At 59.5% G+C, this 21,126-nt stretch carries 14 protein-coding genes and 4 pseudogenes; 8 read left to right on the top strand and 10 right to left on the bottom strand.

Annotation, left to right across the window (positions count from 1 at the left end; all coding sequences use genetic code 11):
* Positions 1-72: 72 nt before the first annotated feature.
* A complete protein-coding gene (locus AC07UK_RS33150; RefSeq protein WP_494688241.1) occupies positions 73-1,326 on the bottom strand; it encodes an ABC transporter substrate-binding protein in 1,254 nt (417 codons plus the stop codon).
* Positions 1,327-1,682: 356 nt separating this feature from the next.
* On the opposite strand from AC07UK_RS33150, the pseudogene AC07UK_RS33145 reads away from it, so the two are divergent.
* The 3 genes and pseudogenes from AC07UK_RS33145 to AC07UK_RS33135 form a co-directional block, all read left to right on the top strand.
* A pseudogene (locus tag AC07UK_RS33145) lies at positions 1,683-1,907 on the top strand (transposase); the annotation flags it as partial.
* Between the two features lie 258 nt (positions 1,908-2,165).
* Entirely contained in the window at positions 2,166-3,170 is a 1,005-nt protein-coding gene (locus AC07UK_RS33140; RefSeq protein WP_494688240.1) for a porin, read from the top strand.
* Positions 3,171-3,353: 183 nt separating this feature from the next.
* A pseudogene (locus tag AC07UK_RS33135) lies at positions 3,354-4,090 on the top strand (Tn3 family transposase); the annotation flags it as partial.
* A gap of 96 nt (positions 4,091-4,186) precedes the next feature.
* Here the strand turns inward: AC07UK_RS33135 and AC07UK_RS33130 are convergent.
* The 5 genes and pseudogenes from AC07UK_RS33130 to AC07UK_RS33110 form a co-directional block, all read right to left on the bottom strand.
* A pseudogene (locus AC07UK_RS33130) lies at positions 4,187-4,327 on the bottom strand (IS630 family transposase); the annotation flags it as partial.
* Positions 4,328-4,354: 27 nt separating this feature from the next.
* Positions 4,355-4,987 carry a gluconokinase gene (locus tag AC07UK_RS33125; RefSeq protein WP_494688239.1) on the bottom strand — a complete coding sequence of 211 codons (633 nt, stop codon included), beginning with the start codon at positions 4,985-4,987 and terminating at the stop codon, positions 4,355-4,357.
* Positions 4,988-5,150: 163 nt separating this feature from the next.
* Entirely contained in the window at positions 5,151-6,218 is a 1,068-nt protein-coding gene (locus tag AC07UK_RS33120; protein ID WP_494688238.1) for a tripartite tricarboxylate transporter substrate-binding protein, read from the bottom strand.
* Positions 6,215-7,552, bottom strand: coding sequence for an MFS transporter (locus AC07UK_RS33115; protein WP_494688237.1), 1,338 nt, complete (start codon positions 7,550-7,552; stop codon positions 6,215-6,217). Before AC07UK_RS33115 ends, AC07UK_RS33120 begins: the two co-directional genes overlap by 4 nt.
* Before the next feature lie 130 nt (positions 7,553-7,682).
* On the bottom strand, positions 7,683-8,858 hold the full coding sequence (locus AC07UK_RS33110; protein WP_494688236.1) for a M20 aminoacylase family protein: 1,176 nt from the start codon (positions 8,856-8,858) through the stop codon (positions 7,683-7,685).
* A gap of 115 nt (positions 8,859-8,973) precedes the next feature.
* Between AC07UK_RS33110 and AC07UK_RS33105 the strand changes: the two genes are divergently transcribed.
* Positions 8,974-9,924, top strand: coding sequence for a LysR substrate-binding domain-containing protein (locus AC07UK_RS33105; RefSeq protein ID WP_494688235.1), 951 nt, complete (start codon positions 8,974-8,976; stop codon positions 9,922-9,924).
* A gap of 337 nt (positions 9,925-10,261) precedes the next feature.
* Here AC07UK_RS33105 and AC07UK_RS33100 read toward each other — a convergent pair.
* The 4 genes and pseudogenes from AC07UK_RS33100 to AC07UK_RS33085 form a co-directional block, all read right to left on the bottom strand.
* Positions 10,262-11,128, bottom strand: a pseudogene (locus tag AC07UK_RS33100) (IS5 family transposase); the annotation flags it as partial.
* A gap of 73 nt (positions 11,129-11,201) precedes the next feature.
* The gene (locus tag AC07UK_RS33095; RefSeq protein ID WP_494687694.1) at positions 11,202-11,708 is read right to left on the bottom strand and encodes a TniQ family protein; all 507 of its coding nucleotides are present in this window, start codon (positions 11,706-11,708) and stop codon (positions 11,202-11,204) included.
* Positions 11,683-12,552 carry a TniB family NTP-binding protein gene (locus AC07UK_RS33090; RefSeq protein ID WP_494687693.1) on the bottom strand — a complete coding sequence of 290 codons (870 nt, stop codon included), beginning with the start codon at positions 12,550-12,552 and terminating at the stop codon, positions 11,683-11,685. Before AC07UK_RS33090 ends, AC07UK_RS33095 begins: the two co-directional genes overlap by 26 nt.
* A gap of 5 nt (positions 12,553-12,557) precedes the next feature.
* Positions 12,558-13,718: a transposase gene (locus AC07UK_RS33085; RefSeq protein ID WP_494687692.1), complete on the bottom strand. Its 1,161-nt coding sequence runs from the start codon at positions 13,716-13,718 to the stop codon at positions 12,558-12,560.
* A 738-nt stretch (positions 13,719-14,456) separates the two neighbouring features.
* On the opposite strand from AC07UK_RS33085, the gene AC07UK_RS33080 reads away from it, so the two are divergent.
* The 4 genes from AC07UK_RS33080 (at position 14,457) to AC07UK_RS33065 (ending at position 20,284) form a co-directional block, all read left to right on the top strand.
* The gene (locus AC07UK_RS33080; RefSeq protein ID WP_494687691.1) at positions 14,457-16,388 is read left to right on the top strand and encodes a hypothetical protein; all 1,932 of its coding nucleotides are present in this window, start codon (positions 14,457-14,459) and stop codon (positions 16,386-16,388) included.
* A 41-nt stretch (positions 16,389-16,429) separates the two neighbouring features.
* On the top strand, positions 16,430-17,083 hold the full coding sequence (locus tag AC07UK_RS33075; protein ID WP_494687690.1) for an ATP-binding protein: 654 nt from the start codon (positions 16,430-16,432) through the stop codon (positions 17,081-17,083).
* A gap of 830 nt (positions 17,084-17,913) precedes the next feature.
* Positions 17,914-19,092: a hypothetical protein gene (locus tag AC07UK_RS33070; RefSeq protein WP_494687689.1), complete on the top strand. Its 1,179-nt coding sequence runs from the start codon at positions 17,914-17,916 to the stop codon at positions 19,090-19,092.
* Positions 19,093-19,807: 715 nt separating this feature from the next.
* Positions 19,808-20,284 carry an ISL3 family transposase gene (locus tag AC07UK_RS33065; protein ID WP_494687688.1) on the top strand — a complete coding sequence of 159 codons (477 nt, stop codon included), beginning with the start codon at positions 19,808-19,810 and terminating at the stop codon, positions 20,282-20,284.
* Positions 20,285-21,126 lie beyond the last annotated feature (842 nt).

Below are 21,126 nucleotides of genomic sequence, written 5' to 3'. Positions count from 1 at the left end.
CGCGCCAAGACCACGATGTTCTCGCCGTGCGCTGCGAGAAACCCGCAGCGGCGCTGCTCGGGTGGCGGAAGATCAGATGCGGAAATCAGCGCTCTTGATCCACTGCCAGTAGTCCGCGCCTGCGGGCTTTTGCAGTCTGTCGGAGAACACCACCGTGATATCCGACAGCAGCGGGTACGGATAGTCACTCTGGTGTTTGGCCAAGCCCTGGTAGAACATCTGCTCGGCGATCTTGTCAGCCCGGTATCGTCCACGTCCGCCAAAACTTTCGACTTCGGCGCCCACAATCGATTCCGCGATCTCATCCGTCTTTGGCCACCGGCCAGTGGCTTTGGCGGCCTTCTCGACGCCAGCCTTGTAGGCCATCAGGTTGAAGTACGCACGGTCCGCCGATGAGGTCGGCACAGCCTTGTAGCGCGCCTGGTACTCCGAAACAAAGGTCTTCTGCAGCTCGGATGCCCCCGGCAAGGCAAAGAAGAAGGTGTTGTGCCCCAGCACGGTACCTTCCGGGACGAAACTGCTTCTCAGGTCATTGATCTGCCCTCCTGCCACGGTCGAGGCAATGATGGATCGCAATCCGGAAGCGGACGCCTGGCGCAGGAAGATCGGCAAGTCCGAGAGAAAGAGCGAGGTGAAGATCAGATCGGGCTTGGACGCATTCAGCGCAGCCACGTTGGTCGTGTGGTCCGTGGCGCCGACCTTGACCCACTGCTCAGATACGACCTTGGCCTTGATCCCGAACCTTTCGAGCAGCGCCTTGAACGTATCCCAGCAGTTGCGGCCATAGGAATAGTCCGGGTTGATGCCCGCCACGGTGACAAACTTGCCCTTGTAGTGCTTTATGACCATGAGTGCGGCCATCACCGCTTCGCACTCGTTGTCGGTGGAACGAAACACGAAGCGCGATTTCGGCATCGACTCCTGAACACCGTTCTGGGTCGTGCCATCCCAGCACTGCAGGAGAACGCGCTCATCCTCGGCAACAGGCGCGACGGCCAGGGTGACACCCGTGGAGATGAGGCCATGCACGGCATCGACTTTTTCCTGGAGCACGAGGTGCCGGAAGCGCTCGATGGTGTCCTTTGGTGTCGTCTCTTCCTGGACGACGAGCTCCACTCTTCTGCCCGCGATGCCGCCGGACCGATTGATGCGATCCGCCCCCCATCTGACGGCCCGGATGCTGTCCTCACCCAGAAACGCCCCGACTCCTGATCGTGGTGCGAGCAATCCAAGGCGCAGTGGCCGGTCTTGCGCGATGGCCGGAGCCCCAAGGGCCAATGCTGCACCGCCCAGTGCCCCGCGCAAAAAGATCCGTCGATTGATCATGAGGTCTCCTGTGCCTTCTGGCATATCTCTCGAGTTGATATATGTCGCTAATATGTTAGTAGAATATATCACCTTTAAGAAGATGCCCGGGATTGGTGTTTTCCCTTGCTTTGTCGCCGCCCGTCTCGACGATCCACTTCTTGCAGGATGTCGCTCAATAACCTCGCCCCGCTGCCGTAGCTCAGTACTTGCATCGCCCATCAGTCGTGGTTCATGTGACCAACCGAGGCCGACACTGCAAGACATGCCGCGATCGCAGCCAACGAAAAAGCGAATGGCTATGAGTTCGTCGACACGGGTGGATGGCGACAGGCCTTTGAGGAGATCCTCGCTAAAGCTAACATCGGGCCCGGGCTCTCCTACTGGCTTCGCTGGCTTATGTGCTGATGGAGCGCCTGCGTACGATCGGCCTGGCGGGCACCGACCTGGCCCGCGCCCAGGTCTGGACCTTGCGCTGCCGCTTACTCAAAGTTGGTGCCGTCATCGTGCGCAACAGCCGCCGGATTCGCTTCTTTCTTGCCAGCGCGTTTCCTCATCAAGAATCTTTCCTGCTCGCCGCACAGCGCTTCGCCTCCGGCTGATGCAAACACGGTGCCTTCCACTCCATGCTGAACACATGGGGTCGGGGGATCTTTGGCCGCAGCGACGCACGTTGCTCGCAAAACAGGCAGAGAAGACGCCCCCAACGCCATTTCACTCGTGCTTTCTCACTAGCTCGGGTGTTTAAGCTTCAGCACGAAATATGCGGGTTAGCGCCAGAGCCTGGCGCGCCGGCCGCTGACGGGGCGGCCGGCCGCGTCCCAAAGAAAGCAAAGAGAAATCAAACCTGGAGGAGATTTATGAAGAAGATCGTACCCGGCAGCGCCGCCGCCCTGCTTTGCGCGGCAACCCTGCTGCCGGTGCCGGCACACGCGCAGAGCGTGCTGCTCGGCGGGCAAATCAAGCTGGGCCTGGATGCCACCACCACCGGCGCAGGACGCGCCGGCAGTTCAACAGGGCGCGCCTACCGCGAAACCAACAACACGAGCTTTTTCTTCCCTGACAGCAAGGAAGAGCTCAACAGCCAGCTCAAGGCGCTCTACCACCTGGAATGGGACTTCTCCGCGGACACCGGAGCCCAAGGGGCCGCGCGCGCCTTTTACGTCGGCTTCGACCACGCCGACTGGGGTCGGCTGCAGCTGGGCCGCCAGTCGGTCTACTTCAGCCATCACTGGTTCATCAACGATACGCATGGCGCGTTCGATGCCGCGCCAAACGCGGCCAACTCGCTCAACGTGCTGGGGACCATCAACGGCGCGTATTTTGCCGGCAACTTCCTCAACAACACCGTGCGCTGGGAAGCGCCCACCTACCTTGGCTTCTCGGGCATCGCCTCGTACTCGTTCGAAGCCGAACAACCCGGCAACGGCCGCAATCACACGTGGTATCTCGGGCCGACCTACACCAACAGGGGCCTCAAGATCGGCTACTTCCACATGGAGCGCAACAGCCAGGGCACCTTGCCGGCCCAAGCGGTAGGCGCGCTGGACCAGACCGCCGACCGCCTGGCCATTGGCTACACCTGGCAAGGCCTGCGTTTTGGCGCGGTGGTCGACCGCAACCGCGTGCACGACAGGACTGCCAACACCACGCAGGACCGTTACGCCTTCGCCATTCCCGTCAACTATGAAACGGGCCCCCACGTGTTCTCCATGACCTACGGCCAGGCGTTCTCCATGCACCTGAACGGCAACACCGTCAATGGCACCGGCGCGCGCATGCTGTCGCTCAGCTACCAGTACAAGATGAGCCGCCGGACCACGCTCGACCTGACCCTGGTGGAGTTGCGCAACCAGGCTAGCTAACGGGCGCTAGAATTTCCGGCTCAGCGGCCTCAACGGCTCGGCGCAACTCTCGGCGCAGGATGCCGGTGCGCGCTCGCGCATGGCGTACCGGGGTGTAAAGCACTTGTTCTGAAGGCGCTTTCCCGCCGGCCCGTTCGCGCTGTCGCGAGAACGGGCCACCACGCTCAGGCCGCCCCAGCCGTGGCAAGGCCGGACGGCGGCGACGCGTTCGAGGCGATCGAAACGGTGATGCCATAGCATGCGTTCACCAAGAGTGTCACCGAAGCTGAGCAAATCGCCCAGCCGGAATCGTTCGATTTCCTGCATCTGGTGGGCGACCATTTTTCGACGTTGCGTCGCTATGTGCCGGAGTTTCTCGACATCCTGAAGCTGCGTGCCGCGCCAGCCGCCAAGGACGTGCTGGCGGCCGTCGACACGATCCGGACGATGAACTTCAACGATGCGCGAAAGGTCCCGGCCGATGCGCCGACGTCCTTCGTCAAGAAACGCTGGGAGCCATCGGCGCTGGCCAAGAACGGCATCGATCGCCGGTACTATGAATTGTGCACACTGTCCGAACTGCGCAATCGCCTGCGTTCCGGCGACATCTGGGTCCAGGGCTCGCGGCAATTCAAGGACTTCGACGAGTAGCTGCTGCCAGCGGAGAAGTTCGTCGCGCTCAGACAGAGTCGTCTGTTGCCGCTGCCCATCCGATCGACCAGACCGCCCTGATGTTGCCGCGCGTCAAGATTACCGAACTGCTGATGGAGGTCGACGGGTGGACCGGTTTCACTCGCCATTTCACCCATCAGAAGACAGGCGAGCCAGCCGTTGACAAGACATTGCTCCTAACGACGATTCTTGTGGGCGACTGTTCAACATCGCGAAGAAAAAGCACCAACAGCAGTTTCACCTGTCCGGGAAATCGATCAACGAAGATACGGTCATGCAGGTCGACGATCTCGTCGGTGACCGTCGCACAGGCCTCCATTACAATTGCCACCAGGGTCGCGTGGCGGCGTTGCGGCCCGAATTTCGCGAGGTCGTTGGGCCCACGAACGATTCATCCCGAACGACGCCGCGACATCATCCGGATGCTCCCCCTCGGCCATGCATTGCACCACAAGGATGCGCATTTCTTCAAGCGTGTTGTGAGCCAAGCTGCGCCCGTCCCGCATGAGCGCCCCTCAATGACTATCGCTCAATCATAGACAATTTGTCCGCCAAATTTCTGACTTATGAGGCTCGGTTTGGTTGCGAGAATCCATGAGCAAAGAGCCCACAGTCATTGTACTGTCGCAGGGGGCCCAGCCACTGCGCTGTGCCCAGGCAACGACCTGCTGCGTCAGCACGTCAATCGGATCCATGGCATTAACCATGAGAACGTCCGGCTCGCTTACCGGACTTTCCAACGTTGCAAATTGATCGGCGACCAATGCCGAAGTAAAAAAATGTCCGGAGCGGGACTGCACACGCTGCAGCGCGGCTTCATAGGGCAGTTCGAGAAATACAAATCCCAACTGTGAATTTCCTGCACGTAGACGGTCACGGTACTTGCGTCGCAACGCCGAGCAGGTCAGCACTATGCCATTGACGTCGTTGCGGGGGGCAAGCAGACCCGCCAGATGATCCAGCCACCCAGCCCTGTCGTCGTCGGTCAGCGCAATGCCTACCGACATCTTCCTTATGCTCAGTGCCGGGTGAAAAACGTCACCCTCAAAGAGTGGCCAATTGAGTGCCTGTGCGAATGCCTCGGCAACAGTGGATTTGCCGCAGCCGGAAACTCCCATCACCACGATAGAAGGAGATTTGCGATTTGAGATGGGGCTATTCGGCATGGCTGAAAAAGTGAACTAACTTACTGCGATCAAGCGTATCTTTGAGCGAACTCATTGAAACGATTGCTCAACAGCTTCCGCTCGGATGAGTGGGCACACCAAGCGCAACGCGACGATTTGCTGAGTTTGCTTAGACTGAGATGCACTGGTACAGCGAAGGCTGTTACGGCGCGGTGATGTTGGCGCGCTTGACCAGGGCGCGGTTTTTCTCCAGCACGGAGGCGATCAGCTGCCGCGAGGCCTGCTCGTCGCCAATGGAGGACTGCGCTCCTATCTCTTGCAGGCGGCGCTGAACGTCGGGCTGTTGCACAGCACGGGCAGCGGCGGCGCGCAAGGCATCGGCAATGGGCGCGGGCACCTGGTTCGGTATGACCAGGCTGAGCCGGGTAACCGCTCGCTCATTCAAGTCGGCGTGGCCAAGTTCTGTATAGGTGGGCACGCGCGACAATTCGGGCTGGCGCGCCGCGCCGCTCACTGCCAGCGGCACCAGCTTACCTGTGCGCACATGTGGCATTGCAGACGGCAGTGAGTCCATCACCACTTGGACCACGCCAGCAACGCTGTCGGTCATTGCTGGCCCGTTGCCGCGGTAGGGAACGGCAACGATCTTCACGCCCAGTGCTTCGTTGAAGGCTTCGACAAACAGATGGCCGGAGCTGCCCACGCCGGGCACACCGCAACTATAGACGCCGGGCTTACGCTTGATCTCGGCGACAAAGCCCGCAAAGTCCTTGGCGGGGAAACTGGGATGCACGGCCAGCATGGACCACAAGCTGACCAGATTGAAAGGGCGCAGCCGCTCGTTGGCTTTCGCCGCCTTGCCCGAGAAGAGCGGGTTCACCATCCAGGTGCTGTCAGTACCGATGCCAATGCTGTAGCCGTCCGGGGCGGCCGTGGCAATCGCCTCGGTGCCTATCATACCGGCGGCACCAGTTCGGTTTTCGACGATCACGGCCTGCCCGAACTCCTTGCGCAGGGCTTCGGCGATCACACGTGCGATCAGGTCAGTGGAGCCCCCCACCGCAAACGGCACGATCAGCCGGATCGGTCTGGCAGGGAAAGCGGGTTGCGAGCGCACTGGCAAGGACGCCAGGCCCAGCGCGGACACTGCATAGAGGCAAGCAGCGCGGCGAGAAATGACAATAGACATAGAAGGCTCCCAGGAAAAAAGAAAGGGATAGCGGTGGGTCAGCGCAGCAATATTTGCGATAGCACTAGCAAGCTGCGTCAATCGATAGGCCGGCCTGCTGTCTCTTTCATGAACGGCAGCGGTGTGAGGGAAAGGAGACCGCAGCCGATCAGATACCACGCGGGCGAGAACACGTTGCCGCTCAACTGAATCAGCAGGGTCGCGAAAAACTGGGCAAATCCGCCAAAAATTGAGGCACCAGTACAGTAGACAATCGACATCCCTGTGACGCGCACGGTTCGAGGAAACAGTTCAGGCTGAAGCACAAGACCAGGGACGATGGTGAACGTCGACAGGATCGCAAGAACAGTACACACGCTGACCAGGACGAATAACGTCGGAATTGCGTGGATCAGCATGAAGGCAGGATAGATCGCGGCGATGAGCAGCAGCCGCGAAACCGCCAGGACTGGCTTCCGGCCGATGCGGTCAGACAATATCCCAGCGATCGGTGCGCAGACCACCATAATCGCTGCTGCAGCAACAGGCGCCCATAGTGACAGCGACATGGGAAAGTTCAGCACTTGCACCGCGTACGACGCGATGTAATAGACCACGATGTAGTTGGCCGCCGTGCCGCCGATCGTGGTGAGGATGCCGATCGTCAGGCCCTTGGAGTGATTTTTGAAGACATCCTTGATGGGCTTGGAGAGTTCGATCGCTTCCGAATCAACGGCCTCAGGCAACGTTTCCCGAAGATTTCGGCGGATGTAGATCGCGACAAGCCCAGCAGCCACGCCGATCACGAACGGCACCCGCCATCCCCAGCTCTCAAGCGCATCCTGCGACAGCAAGGTGCTCAACGTAACCGCCAGCAGCGCACCGCACACCGTGTTGATGCCTTGGCTCAGGATCTGGAAACTGCCGTACAGCCCCCGCTTTCGGTCACCGCCAAACTCCATCAGCAGCGTGGTCGCGGAACCGACCTCACCGCCGAGTGCGAAGCCTTGCAGCAATCGCGCACCGAGTATCAGCACCGGCGCAGCTAGGCCCGCAGTTGCGTAGGTCGGCGCAAAGGCGATGAGCGCTGAACCTATGGCCATCAGTGTCAGCGTGAGATTCATCGCTGCTTTACGGCCCGCACGGTCTGCATATGCGCCGATGACCAGACCACCGAGCGGTCGCGTGATGAAACCGATGCCGAACGATGCTGCAGCCAGCAGCAACTGCGTCAGATGATCCCCGGTAGGGAAGAACAGCTTACCAATGATGGGGGCGAAAAAGCTGTACGTCGTGAAATCGAAAAATTCGATACCATTACCAATAGTGATCGCCGCGATCGACTTCGTCTTGCGGGCGCGCTCACCTGCACTTGCTCTGGTGGGCGCGGCTCCTCCGTCCGCGCCTCGCGTGTTTCGCAAACCTATATCGTCCATGATGTTGTTGTCTCCAATGGTGTTCCATGACCAATTGATCGTTTTGCTAATTGGTCTGCTTTTAGCTTTGAGCGGCAGCCGGCCACACTGATGCCGGCACGCCGTCCAAAAGGTCAGTGCAACCAGATTCCTACACAAGAAACTTCTCGGCGAGCTTCACCCAGAACCCAGCACCCGTTGTCAGGCACTCGTCATTGAAATCGTAGTGAGGGTTATGGTGTGACATGCATCCACCTTCGCCGTCGCCGTTTCCGATAAACAGATAACTACCGCGGCATTGCTCAAGGAAATATGCAAAGTCCTCACTGCCGGTGACAGGATCCATGTCGACGACGACTCGATCGGCGCCAAGCCAGTCGAGCGCCACCTGCTGCGCGAACCTGGTCATCTCAACGTCGTTGACCACCATTGGGTTGCCGGTTCGGTAATCGATGGTTGCGGATGCCCGATGAACCGCGGCCTGTGCGTGCACTACTTCGATAATGCGCTCACGCAGAAGCGCGCGCACTTCGGCCTTCAATGCACGCACCGAGAGTCGCAGTTCGACCGTTTCGGGAATGACGTTCGGTGCGTCGCCGGCATGGAACGATCCCACCGTAATGATCGCCATCTCGAGAGGCGCGACGGTGCGCGACACGATGGTCTGCAGGGCCACCACAATATGTGAGGCGGCAACGATCGGATCGATGGCCTTTTGTGGCACCGCGCCGTGTCCACCTCGCCCCTTGACCGTGATGATCACCGTATCGGATGAAGCCTGGATCGGCCCTGGCCTGAAGCCAAACTTGCCCGTGTCGAGTCCCGGAAGATTGTGCATCCCGAAAACCGCATCGCACGGAAAGAGATCAAACAGACCATCCTCCAGCATCTTCTTCGCGCCTCCGAGGCCTTCTTCTGCCGGCTGAAAGATGAGATTCAGCGTGCCGTTAAAGGAGCCTTCATGTGCGAGGTACTTGGCGGCCGCCAGCAGTATCGTGGTGTGGCCGTCGTGGCCGCATGCATGCATCTTGCCTGGTGTCTGGCTCGCATAGGGCAGGTTCGTCAGTTCGTGGATGGGCAGCGCGTCCATGTCGGCCCGGATACCGATGCGGCGCTTTCCATCGCCGCGCTTCAGTTGTCCGACAACACCGGTCTTGCCCAGACCCCGATGTACCTCGTAGCCCCACTCCTGCAGCCGTTTTGCGACGAGATCACTGGTCGCGAACTCCTCGAACCCGAGTTCGGGCCGCGCATGTAGTTGCCGCCGCAAGTCAATCATTTCTTCCTCACTTGCGCCGAGCCCCGGCGGAATTACGCTGTTCTCCATGTCCCCTTCCGGTTGATTCATTTGGTGACTGAGCATATTCAGAGTCGGCTTTGACCGATAGCCAAGCAGCAGTTAAAGTGCAAACCACTGGTTATCACCTACCGAACACTATTCCATGAAACTTCACCAACTCAAAACGCTGAATGCCGTTGTCAACACCGGCGGGGTTCGGGCGGCGGCCCGTGCGCTCGGCGTATCGTCTACTGCTGTAACCAAGGCGCTACACGAACTTGAAGCCGATCTAGGCGTACAGTTGCTCCATCGCCACTCGGGAGGTGTTTCGTTGACCGACTACGGGCGTGCACTGCACGTCCACGCCAAATCAGTGCTGAAGCAACTCGAGCGGGCGGATTCCGAGATCCGGATGATGCATGGCGCGAACGCCAGCAAGCTGACGATCGGCGTGACGCCGTGGGTCGCGCTGACCTTTCTGCCGCCGACGGTCATCAAATTCCGCGCTTTGATGCCCGAGGTGAAGCTCGAGTTCTACGAGGGACTGTTGGCAATTGTTCAGCCATTGTTGCGCGACGGCACGCTGGATTTCTCGATAGGACGCGCACCAGACGAGCCGGTGCGTTCCGAGTTCCGAACCGTTCCCATATTCTCCAGTCAGGCGGCAATAGTCGGGCGCAAGGATCATCCAAAGCGAAACAGCCGAACGCTGCACGAGTTGACAGAGGCAGAATGGCTGCTGACCTGGGATCCCGCCGGGGAGGCGCCGATGCTGGAGGCGCTATTCAGGAAACACGGAGTGCAGGTGCCTAAAACCATCCATCTCGCCCATTCCGTCTCGGTCGGGCTGGGGCTGCTCACGCAAACAGATATGCTGGGCGTCTATCCATGGCCACTCGTTGAAATAGGCTTGATGCGAGACGGATTGACCGCTTTACCACTGCGGGAAGTCGTTGATCAGTCGACGGTTTGCATCATGTCGCGCAAGGATGTGGGAATGAGCCCCGCCGCTAATTGCTTTTTCGAGTGCTTTCGCGAGGTGATTCATGAAATGGAGCGCTCGAGCGAGCCGAACAAGCGACGGCTGTTTCATTCGCTAGAGGTGCTTCTTTAGAGCGCCGACATCGCTGTGAAGTACAGCAGCATGCACTCTTGTCACATGGTCGGGGAAGCCCTCCTGCGGCTTCCCAAGACCCGATGTGTAGCGCTGCCTCTTTTGGATTTTGTCTACGAATTTCTGGCTCAGGACACTGATATGTATTGACCTGTCAAATGCCGTGAACTGTAGTAATCGCGGTACGTTTGCGTAGTAATGTTAGGGAATCGATCAATGAGATTTGCGCTTGATGTTGCACAAGCCAAGGACTTCAGCTTTCGCAATGCGGGAGAGATGGGCCGATTCAAGCCGTCTTTCTCGCGTTTCGCACCCTTCCTGGCCGCGCTTTGCGCGCTCAGGACGGATTGCTCCCCTCTGAGGACAACAACAGCCTCCTGGCGAACACCAGATTCGCCAAACCAAACAGGCTGAACAACTGCGCCGTGTTCTTGAACAGGCCCTTGTAGCGAACCTTGCGATGACCAAACAGATTCTTGATGACGTGGAACGGATGCTCGACCCGCGCCCGAATCTCGGCCTTGGCCCGCTCGACGGCGATCAGCAAGTCCTTGACCGCTCCGTCACGCATCGCCTTGATCTTGCCGCGCTTGACGGCCACCTGCCACTTCACGGTCTTGCCTTGCATCTTCTCGCGCTTGTTTACGCCCGTGTAGCCCGCGTCGCCAAACGCGTGCTCCTCGTGGCCATGCAGCAAGGCATGCGCCTGCGACACGTCCGACTCGTTGGCCGCTGTGCCCACCACGCTATGCACCAGCCCAGAGGCCGCATCCACGCCGATATGGGCTTTCATCCCAAAGTGCCAAGCATTGCCTTTCTTGGCCTGGTGCATCTCCGGGTCGCGGCTCTTCTTTTTGTTCTTGGTCGACGGTGGCGCCTCGATGATGGTGGCATCCACAATCGTGCCTTCCTTCATCATCAGTCCCCGCTCGCACAGCATGATGCCGATCTCGTCGAACAGCTTTCGCGTCAGTTCATGCTCGACGAGCAGGCGGCGAAACTTCAGCAGCGTGGTCGCGTCTGGCACCGCCTCGACTGCCAGGTCGATCCCGGCAAACGCCCGCATCGCCATGCTGTCGTACAGCGCGTCTTCCAGTGCCTCGTCCGACAGCCCGTACCACTGCTGGAGGAAGTAAATGCGCAGCATCCGCTCAAGGCCGATCGGCGGCCGGCCACGTTTGCCCTTGGGGTAGTACGGCTCGACCGCTGTTGCAGATCGTTATTTCCGCCAATAGCGGTCACAATTTCCGCCAATATCGAAATCTGACCGCTTTTACCTACCTCTTGCGCTGACGCTTGCTGATCGCACGGAGCACCGCAGTGAGGTTGCGGCAGATGCGTAGCGTGAATGGCGGGAGCGTATTCAGTCTATGGCCAGGGACTTGGCAGACAACCGTGTGCGGATCCAGCCAATCCCGCTTCCAGCGAGGCGAGGAAACGTCGACGGGATTCAGAACAAGGCAGTCGAAGCAGTATGGGAGCTGATCTCGGTCTGACACCCACGCCATAGGTGTTTGAAGTGCCGCAAGCCTTGGGATATCAATATGAGTCAGCAGCGCAAGGCGGCACAGCGCCTGCTCGTCCATCGGGGGGAATAGAAGCCAGCCACTATTGGTCAACGCTGGAAACGCACCAAGGTCGCCAATCTGCCACAACTGGTCAACACTGATCTGATACCTTGCGGCCAGTCGACCGAGCCAACCGCCAAACGCTTCATCATCGAATGGGCGCGGAGCAACAGGCCAAGGCCTGACACCCTCAGGAGAGCAAGGTTTGTGCTGCATTCTCTATGTGACCAAGGTCGATGGCCTCCTGCCCATCGCGGATCGCGAGTTCTGCGGAAACAGTCAAGAGGCGCGACACTTCCCCGGTTAACCCTCCACTTGCAGTCAGAATGGCATGTACCATTTCTCGGCGTGCGAGATTCGACGGACGTCGAAGCGGTAAAATCATTTCGAAGGCTGCAAGAAGAGAACGAAATGCCTCCGTCTCCTGCCATCTCGGCACCTCGAGACGGGCGAATCGACTGACCATCTGGGGATCCGTTTGGAGCGCCATGACGGCGTCTTGAGTGCCAACGAGGACAACAGCGATTTTCAAATCATTGGCTAGGAACTTCAGCAGATTCAAGGATGCACGTTGCTCTCGGTAGTTGCCGGCCAGCAAGTGATGAACCTCGTCAACGATCAGCATGCGCGCCGAAACTTTTCGAAGCAGTGCGCGACTCAGGTTCTCAAGCGCAGATAGCCTTGCCGCCGCGTTGAAGGGAGCGCCCAGTTCGAAAAGCAATGAGGAATAGAACCGGGGCTGCTCAGGTGTCGGTGGCATCTGCATGGCAACAATACTTCGCAACTCGACGCCCTTCCCTTCGTCATACTCGGGTGGATGACGACGCTGGAATTTGGAGACAATCTGCGTCTTACCGATGTTGGAATCTCCGTGCAGCAGTAGACATGGCATACGCTCCCGCTGAGGTGTTTGCAGGAGACGCTCGAGAATCTCCAGCGCCTGGGTTGCGCGCGGGTAGTCTATCCAATGGCTACGTGCCAAGCCTTTAATTCTGACACCATCGTCGCACATAGCCAGTTCTCTCGCGGCCGGGAGCAGATGTGTTAGCAGCGGGCGCATTGCAATTACAGCGGCTCGACATTGAACACTGGGGGCGGCTTGTTGTAATCCACTGGCGGCTCAGATTGCTTGTCCAACGCGTTTGCACGTACCGAGTTTGGCGCCTCGCCAAGGATCTGTGGCGCCAGTTCCTTCAGAGCTTCGCCTTGACGATTTGCCCCCAACGTTTGCGATCTAGCGCGGGAAACAATCCGACGTTGCTCATCAATCGCGTCAAATACCTTCGCTTCTGTGACATATTCTTTGCCTTGGGATCGTAAGCGCCGTAACGCACTGCGCTGTTCCCACAATGACACTCGGCCACGACGCAAGTCCGCAAATGTTGCTTCAACGTAGTGCTTCCCGTCGACACTGACAAAGATTCTGGAGAGATCCTCAGGGTGGTACCTTGCAATAATTTTCTGCTTTGTCGCCCGCCAGGCTGCAAATATTGGATGCCAGTATCGAAGGTAGAACAGCGTCAGCCCATCCGATTGCACGGTCCGATAAGTCATCGGCAAGAACTGGATTAGAAAGCGCAGGGGTTCAGGCGCCGCATTGGGAAGTAAGCGTGGAGGCGTCTTCTTACCCGCCGTCGCCCACTCCGAAAACGGAGTGGCGCCCTGCAGCCCGCGGTGAGCGTTGTGGTGATAGCGTTCGGCAATCTCGAGGACTAGCCACCGCTCAAACTCCCGGATCGTCAAGGAAGCTTCTTTCTCCGGCGGTCTGGCCTTGCGGCCCTTGGGTGACGAGCCAGTCGACCCTGGCAGACTGTGGACACGTTCCATGATGGTCCTCATCAAACGTTCGATATGGCCCCCGAAGTACGGTCTCCCCGCAGGTCGGTACATGAGTTCGACACCGTACTCCCGACACCCCGCTCGCAATGCCCTGCTCTTGAATTCCGCCGCATTATCGAGATGAAGTAGCTGTGGAATGCCGTGCATAGGCCAATCAACGCTAACATCGAGGCTGGCGAGCCAGCCATCCTTTGGCAAGACAACACGGGTCAATAGCAACGCAACAGTTGCCGCGTTGGGGCGGTCCATCCCGACGTATACGCCGACGACGCATCTTGTCGAAACGTCGAGAGCGATGCTTAGCCATGGCCGGCCAATGGGGCGTCGGCTCGCATCATCCACCAGCATCAAATCGGCCAGCGTGTGATCAATCTGCACAATGTCCATCGGACAGCGCGCCACAAGATGGCCTGGGGGAATCTCAGAACCCGGCAGCGTTGCGAGCCGAAGGGCCTCTTCTTCCCGATGTGCGCGCCAGCGTCGCGAAATGGTAGATCTGCTTGGCGGACTAATACTTGCCGCTGCGCATCGCTTCCGGATTTCGACGACGAGCTCGAAGAGCGGATGAGCAAGATGAGGCTGTCGCGGCAGCCAATCGGTAAGTACCTCCCTCACAATTTCCTCGACAGTCGCCGCTAGACGCGTATCTCCCACTTTGGGACCTCGTTCATACGGTATCAACGCGCTCGCTACAGGATCCGCGAGGAAGCGCCGGCGCAAGTGATAAACCGTCGCCCAATGGATTCCAAGCAATTTGCCAGCATTCTCGGCTTGCTTACGCGAGAGAGGAGCCCTCCCAAGAGGACGTAAGACCCTCGCAATCGCCAGCTCGCGCTTCGTTGCAATCCTCATCGCGTGTCCAAGACAGTGGTCTTCGCTCGCACACCTAAAGTTGTGACTCTGGTCAGTCGACACCGAGAATCGAGAAGTCCCATCAAATCAGGGCGCTGCTAGGCTCTACCTCGCTAGGTGTGTTGCCATTCCCACGGAAAGTTGTGTTCCGGGGAAGCGATTTCACCTAATGTTGTGTCTAGTTGGAGCGGGATGGAGGGCCGTAGAGTGCGCGCCAGATTACGTCTGCGAGCCCGAACCGTTGCTGCCGATGCATCAGACGTCGAGATCAACTTGGCGACGTGGCCCGCGGTCGACGACCAAGCCTTGCCCGAGGCTCAGCGTGCCAACTTCCGCGCACGCGTTTGCGCGGTGCGGCTTTATTTGGATGGCGCTAGCGGCAGGGACATAAGGACCAATGCGGGAATCGGCCGCGGCCAGGTGTACCGCCTGATCACTGAGCGTTGCCTTGCACCGCATCCTGACGGACAAATCTACGGCTGGCGCGGATTGCTGCCGCACGCACGCATCCGGCCTTACACGCGTACTGCTCCAATTGCAGTGAATCCCTGGGGCGGCGGTGCAGCCGGAGCGCTTCAAGCCGTGTTCCGAAGCGCTGCAGGTCAAGGCCTGGAAGCTGAGTTTCGCCAGCAGATCCTTGGTCATCGAAAGACGCTCGAGTCGACCCGCCAACCTCGGGCAGTGCTCTACCGCTGGTTTCTTAACGCGTTGCGGGAAAGAGGCTTCGAGCAGCGCGGTGAATGGCCGTTCAACGTTGCGAAGCAAGGTTACAAGGCCATATGCCGTTTCATTGCCGACGTCATTGCGGCCGCGCCGCTACGGACCCGTAGCGCATTACTTGGAGGCCCGGAGGCCCAGCGCAAGACACGCACGGGCGATGGGACACGCCGTCCAGCATTGCGGCTGTTCGAGCGAGTTGAATGCGATGCGCACAAGCTCGACGCGCGGATGGTAATCCTCGTCCCTTCACCGCACGGCGGTCACGAGCCGCGTGTCATTCACCGTCTCTGGGTCGTCGTGCTGATCGAAGTGGCTTCACGCGCAGTTCTCGGTTACAGCTTGTCCCTGCGGCGCGAGTGCAGTGCGGAGGATGTTTTGCGTGCCATACGCTGCGCATTGACACTGTGGACACCGCGAGACATTCTGTTCAGCAACAACGCCTATGCCAAGGGCGCCGGCCTGCCTTCATATCGCGCTCCACGGTTCGTGGGAGCTTGCTGGGAAGAATTCAGCGTCGATGGGGCGCTGGCGAACATTTGCAATCGGGTTGAAGCCGCCCTGCAAGACGTCGTAGGTGCGCGAATAGTGAAGCCTCAGGATCCCGGCAGCTTTAGCCACCGGCGCAGCAAAGACGACCGACCCTTCATCGAGGCATTCTTCCGCTGCCTGGCTGCGGGTGGCCTTCATCGCCTGGCGACCACCACCGGCAACTCACCAGATCAGAAGCGTGGCACCGACCCGGAGCAGACGGCGAAGGACACTCACTTCCAATTGGAGTTTGCGCAGGAATTGCTCGACGTCCTGATCGCGAACTACAACGCCACACCACATTCCGGCCTTGGGTATCGCAGTCCGCTTGACCAGCTTGAATTATTGGCCGATCAGGAAGATCGACCGTTACCCACGGCGGATCCGATTGCTGTAAGCAAAATGGTGGGTGTGCGCAAACTCTGTGCGCTACTGGGCGGCAGCCGTACAGGTAGACGACCCCATTTTCACTTCGCCAATGCCCGTTACTCCGCGGAGTGGCTTTGCCTGCGCGGGGATCTGCTCGGCAAGAAATTATGGCTGACGATAGAAAACGAGGACGATGCCCGTTTCGCCGCAGTGTCAACGCAAGCAGGACATTTTCTCGGCGTCGTTCGTGCGTCACCTCCGTGGCACCGCACCCCGCACTCCCTCTATGTCAGACAGGCCATTCGCTCCCTCGAACGCAGGCGATTGCTATTCCTGTCCAGCGGCTGCGACGCGGTCGAGGCTTTGCTGCAATATGCAGAAGGCTCGCCCGGCAGGCGGCTCCCTCCTCATCCGGCTTATCTGGAGGCACGGCGGATCCTTCAGCAGTATGCCGAACTGGTTGCGGGAGAATCCATGGTCACCTTGGCACGTCAAGCGCTGCCGAGTGAAGTTGCCGCCGATCCCACGCCAGCCGGACCGGCGTCGCCTCTATGTCTGCCTCCGATGCGAAAGGCCCAGCTATGGTAGCGACCACATACCATCCCCCGCCTCCCCTGGCACCTAGTCATGTGCCACGCGACCATCCTATTGTGACAGGTGATTACTCCCTTTATACCGTCGCGATTGAGGAGATGGTGAACACAGTGGCCGGCTGGATCGATGACCAAGTCGATGGTGCCACCATTTATGGCCCCTCGCGTTTTGGCAAGTCCAGCGGCGTCAATCACTGGCTGCAGCGATTGCTGTCGGAGCGCTGCGGTGGCTATGTGCCGATGGTGGTTTGGAGCCACACCGACCCCGGCGGTCCGTATTCAGTCGGCAGCTTCTATGCAGAACTGCTACAAGCCAGTTTCCATTCGCTGGCGCGATTGGTGAGAGGTCCGCTTGCGCGCCACCATATGTTGCTGGAACGCTGGATCGAACTGGCCAGCCAAGGCGGTGGGCGCTTTCTGGTCCTAGTTATCGACGAAGCCCAGGGTATGTCGCAGCGAGAGTGGTTGTGGCTCGTGGAGTTGCACAGTCAGCTCGAGCGGCAACGAATTCGATTATGCGTAATCTCGGTGGCCTCGCTCCAGTTTTTTGACGAAGCAATCACCATGGCCCTGTCCGGCGGCGCGCATGTTGCGGCTCGCTTCATGCTGGCCACAAAGGCGTTCGATGGCATTCGTAGTGAGCAGGAACTCGCTTATGTCATGGCCGGCTATGACAGCGGCAGTGAATGACCTCCGGGGTCAGACCTGTCATTCACTGCGGGCCTGGTGCCCAATGCCTGGACTCAGGGATTCCGGCTCGCCGACTTCGCGGCTACGCTGATGCAGGCCATGACCGATTGCCTGCCCGCGCGGTACGCAGGCCCCATCAACTTTCCGATGAAGACGGTAACCCACGCGTGCCGCCACGTCTTGTTGCGACTGGCTGGTGGCGCGGACGTCGAGAAGGCGACTTCGTCGACGTCTTGGCGCCAGGTAGTAGAGGCAGCAGGGCATAGAAGGCTAATGGCAGTGGTATCAGCCACCGCAGCGCGACAACGCAACGATCGCAGTCCGATACAGACATGACTGAGCCACCGCGTCTGACTTGGTATCGCGGTAGCGTCCTTCCCTACGCGTCCTTGTATCACACGCTGCTCCGCGCATGTGAGCTCAATGGGCTCCTGCCGCGCGAGCTTGCCGTCATGGCCCGACCCCGAGATCGGCACGAGGCGCCCCGGCCATTCGGGGGGATTGACCGAGAACGGCTCGCGACGTTGCTGGGCGAGCCGGCGATAAAGTTTCGGTGGGCAACCGTTGACGATGCACCGGCGTGGCTGCGGTCTGCGCTTTTCAGCTACGACACCAGGATCTGTCCACTTTGTTTGGCGGAGGGTTATCACACCGATTTGTTTGCACTCCGCTTCCTGCAGACCTGCCCTGTCCACGCCGTCCCACTGCGGTCGCACTGTCGCTGCGGCCGCGCGTTCATGATGATCTTGTCGGATCCGGACGGCCCGCCCGGTAGCTGTCCGTGCGACCGGCTTCGGTTCTTTACCCCAGAGTTGTGTCGCCGCCCGCGAATGACTTCAGCCAACCTACAAGCCATGGATCAATTGGTCGCGTGGCTCGACGGCATGACATGTCTCGCCCATTCAGAAGCCGTTGCATACCAGTGCTTTTGGACGCAAGAACTCGAGCCGGAAGAATTTCTGGCCCTGAGTGAAGCAATGGGAAGCCCTTGTCCACCGGGCTTACAGCCACATCCTACGAAAAACGCACTGCGCGTCGTGCATGGGCCGAACACAATTTTTCACAATGACGTTTGCCATCAGCAGGCGTTTGCAGACTTGGATCTAAGAGAAAAAGCGTCGTCCTACTGGTCCGATGCGCCAGCTTTCTCGGTCTACCGAGCCATGGCGCGGCACTTTCGGCGTCATGTGGCCCCGCGGGCCACCACTTGGTTGGAGGCTCCGACCGCCGCGGTCGCCGCAGAGACGCTGGCGCACCATCCCCAGGCAGCGCTGGTGATCACAGAGGGCCTGTGGGCACGAAGCGTGGAACCTTATGTGCGCCTTCGCCGTTGGCCTTATCGTGCACCACCGGCTGGCGTGTTTGGGGAGTTGAGCGAGCAGGTAATGCTACATGCCTCCATCAGCCCCCCGAGTCGGGAATTCTCCGCGACCCACACGTGGATCGCATACCATGCGGCGGCCACCGCGTTGCTCCAGGTGTGGGCATACGCGGACAAGGCTGTCCAGGAGTTTCTCCTTGGCCGCGGGAATGCGCTGAGGCATGTCGAAATTGCGAGTTGCCCGCTTCGTCCGTGGTGGGGTGCGAAGCGACGTTGTGACATCACCCGCTTTGTCGAACCGGTTATTGATTGCGGCGAGGCGTGGGGGATCATGTCGAGGACCAGCAAAGCGGCGCGCCTTTTCGGCGTCGCTCGTCGTCGCCACCGTCGCAGGCGAGCTATCGTTGCGCAATGGCATAGCCAAGGCCCCGGATTGACGTTCTCACGAGAGAGGGGCTGGACAGTCGCAACCGCCTTCACCCCCGCCAACGCCGATATTCGCAAGCGACGCCTGCTCGGCCAGCAGGATGCCGGCGCGATGTTCTGGATTTACCGGGAAACGGGCGGGGCGTTGGTGGCGCGTCTATGCGACGGACGCGTACAGGCGATAGGCGAGACGCCGCGGACAGCCATCAAGGCGCTGCGAATGGCCCTTCTTCGATTGAGGTTCCTTGCCCCTCCCTATTAGCAAGCCACAAATTTAGGTGAAAGTAGATACAACTTCAGGTATGCAAGCGGTCTTAGTCACATTAGGCGATTAACTGAACGGCTGACCCAGGCTGGCGGAATTAGTGGACCCGACGCCCCAAAACGCGTTGCCCACCAGCAACAGTGGTAGACGTCACAGCGGATGAGAAATCCATTACGGATCAACCAGTTGGATCGAGGTGAATGCTAGCGGATATAGCGGCTACCACTGGCGGTATTGGCGATCGGCAACAGCATCCTCCGATCCCAGTGTCTGTGGGCGACCCACTGGCAGCATCTCAACGACGCGAGAGAACTCGAACACTTCGCAAACGTGCGCTTCCGCAATTGATCAAGCGGGGACGTCTAGAGCCGGTACTCAAACGGTCTCGCAAGGACGAGGAGCGTCTGAGCGATCCGCGACGCGCCACGCGGCTGGCGTTGTACAAGCAGGTGATGGCGCTACGCGCCCAGGGCGGATCGATGAAAGGAATCGCGCGCGAGCTTTCAATCAGCAACGTAACCGTGCGCAGGTTCGTCACTGGGGGGGATTATTCCCCGAGCGCACACCCAAGGCGCGGGGTCCGACGCCTTTGGATCCCTATCGCGACTACATCGAGAAACGAATCGTCCAGGGCTGTCGCTTTCCTGAACTGATCTGGCAAGAACTCAAGCAGCGAGGTTACTTGGGAAGTCGCGGCTCCGTGCAGAGTTGCGTGACCCGCCTCCTCTATCCGCTGGGCAAGACGCCGCTTGTCCTGGAGCCCGTGCGAACGATGCCGATTCCGTCGGCCCGGCGCGTGTTCGGATGGCTTGTCGGATGGAGGAACCTCGCCATCGAAGAGCCAAGGAGCGCGGACCACGAGCGGTTCGTGAAGGCGCTGTGCAAGATCGAACCCGTGGTGGGCGAGGTCCGCAGTCTCGCGCGGGAGTTTCTGGGGCTCATGCACCGGCGAAGTGTGCGACATTTCGATCGATGGTTGAAACGTTTGTCGTGTTGCGACGCCGCGGAAATGCGTCGTTTCGCGCAAAGCCTGCGCGCCGACTTACCGGCTGTGCGGGCGGCCTTCAAGCTGCCATGGAGCAATGGCCAGACCGAGGGTCACGTCAACCGGCTCAAGCTCCTCAAGCGCCAGATGTATGGCCGCGCAAACGTCGAGCTTCTGCGGCTGCGGGTATTGAAGCCGAACTGAACGACTGGCCTGCCTTGTCCTGCGGGACATGCAAGCCCCGATCGCCATCACAGGCGCGTGAGCTCGTGCGGACAGGACGAGGCTGGCGGGCTCGTTTACGTTAGTCAATAAGAAGAATGGTGGTAGTGGGGGCGGGAAAGACGACGACAAGGGGCCTCGACGCGAATTCGCCGTCGTCACACAGATTGCGGAAGACCCAGTTTTACTACACTTCACGGGAGCAGAGCTCGAGAAGCGGATGCGCGAGACGACCCTGTCGCGGCAGCCAATCCGTCAGCACCTCACTCACGATTTCCTCGACAGTCTCTGCTAGACGCGGCTTTCCCACTTTGGGACCTCGGTCATAAGGTATCAACGCGCTCGCCACAGGATCCGCGAGGAAGCGCCGGCGCAAGTGATAAACCGTAGCCCAATGGAGTCCAAGCAATTTGCCCGCGTTCTCAGCTTGCTTACGCGAGAGAGGAGCCCTCCCAAGCGGACGTAAGACTCTCGCAATCGCCAGTTCGCGCTTCCTTGCAATCCGCATGGCGTGTCCAAGACAGTGGTCTTACACACACTAGGCGATTTACTGAACGGCCCGAAGCGCATGGTCCTCGTGGGCAATTGGTGCGCCGAACAGGGCGAGGATTCCGTCGCCGAGGGATTTGGCCACGTACCCCTCATAGTGATGCACGGCTTCCATCATCAGCGCCACAACCGGATCGATGACTGCCCTGAACCAAACTAGGACGGCCCGCGGTACGTCAGCCGAATAGGCATAGCGTCCGATACGAAAATAATTTACATTGCGCTTTAGTCAGCATTTTCCCTCGACTGGGGACGGCGTTTGCTGAAAATTGTTA

It is taken from the genome of Cupriavidus sp. GW821-FHT07C08, assembly GCF_059419025.1.
Note: the sequence above shows the minus strand (reverse complement) of the source record. Positions and strands in the feature narration are given on the sequence as shown.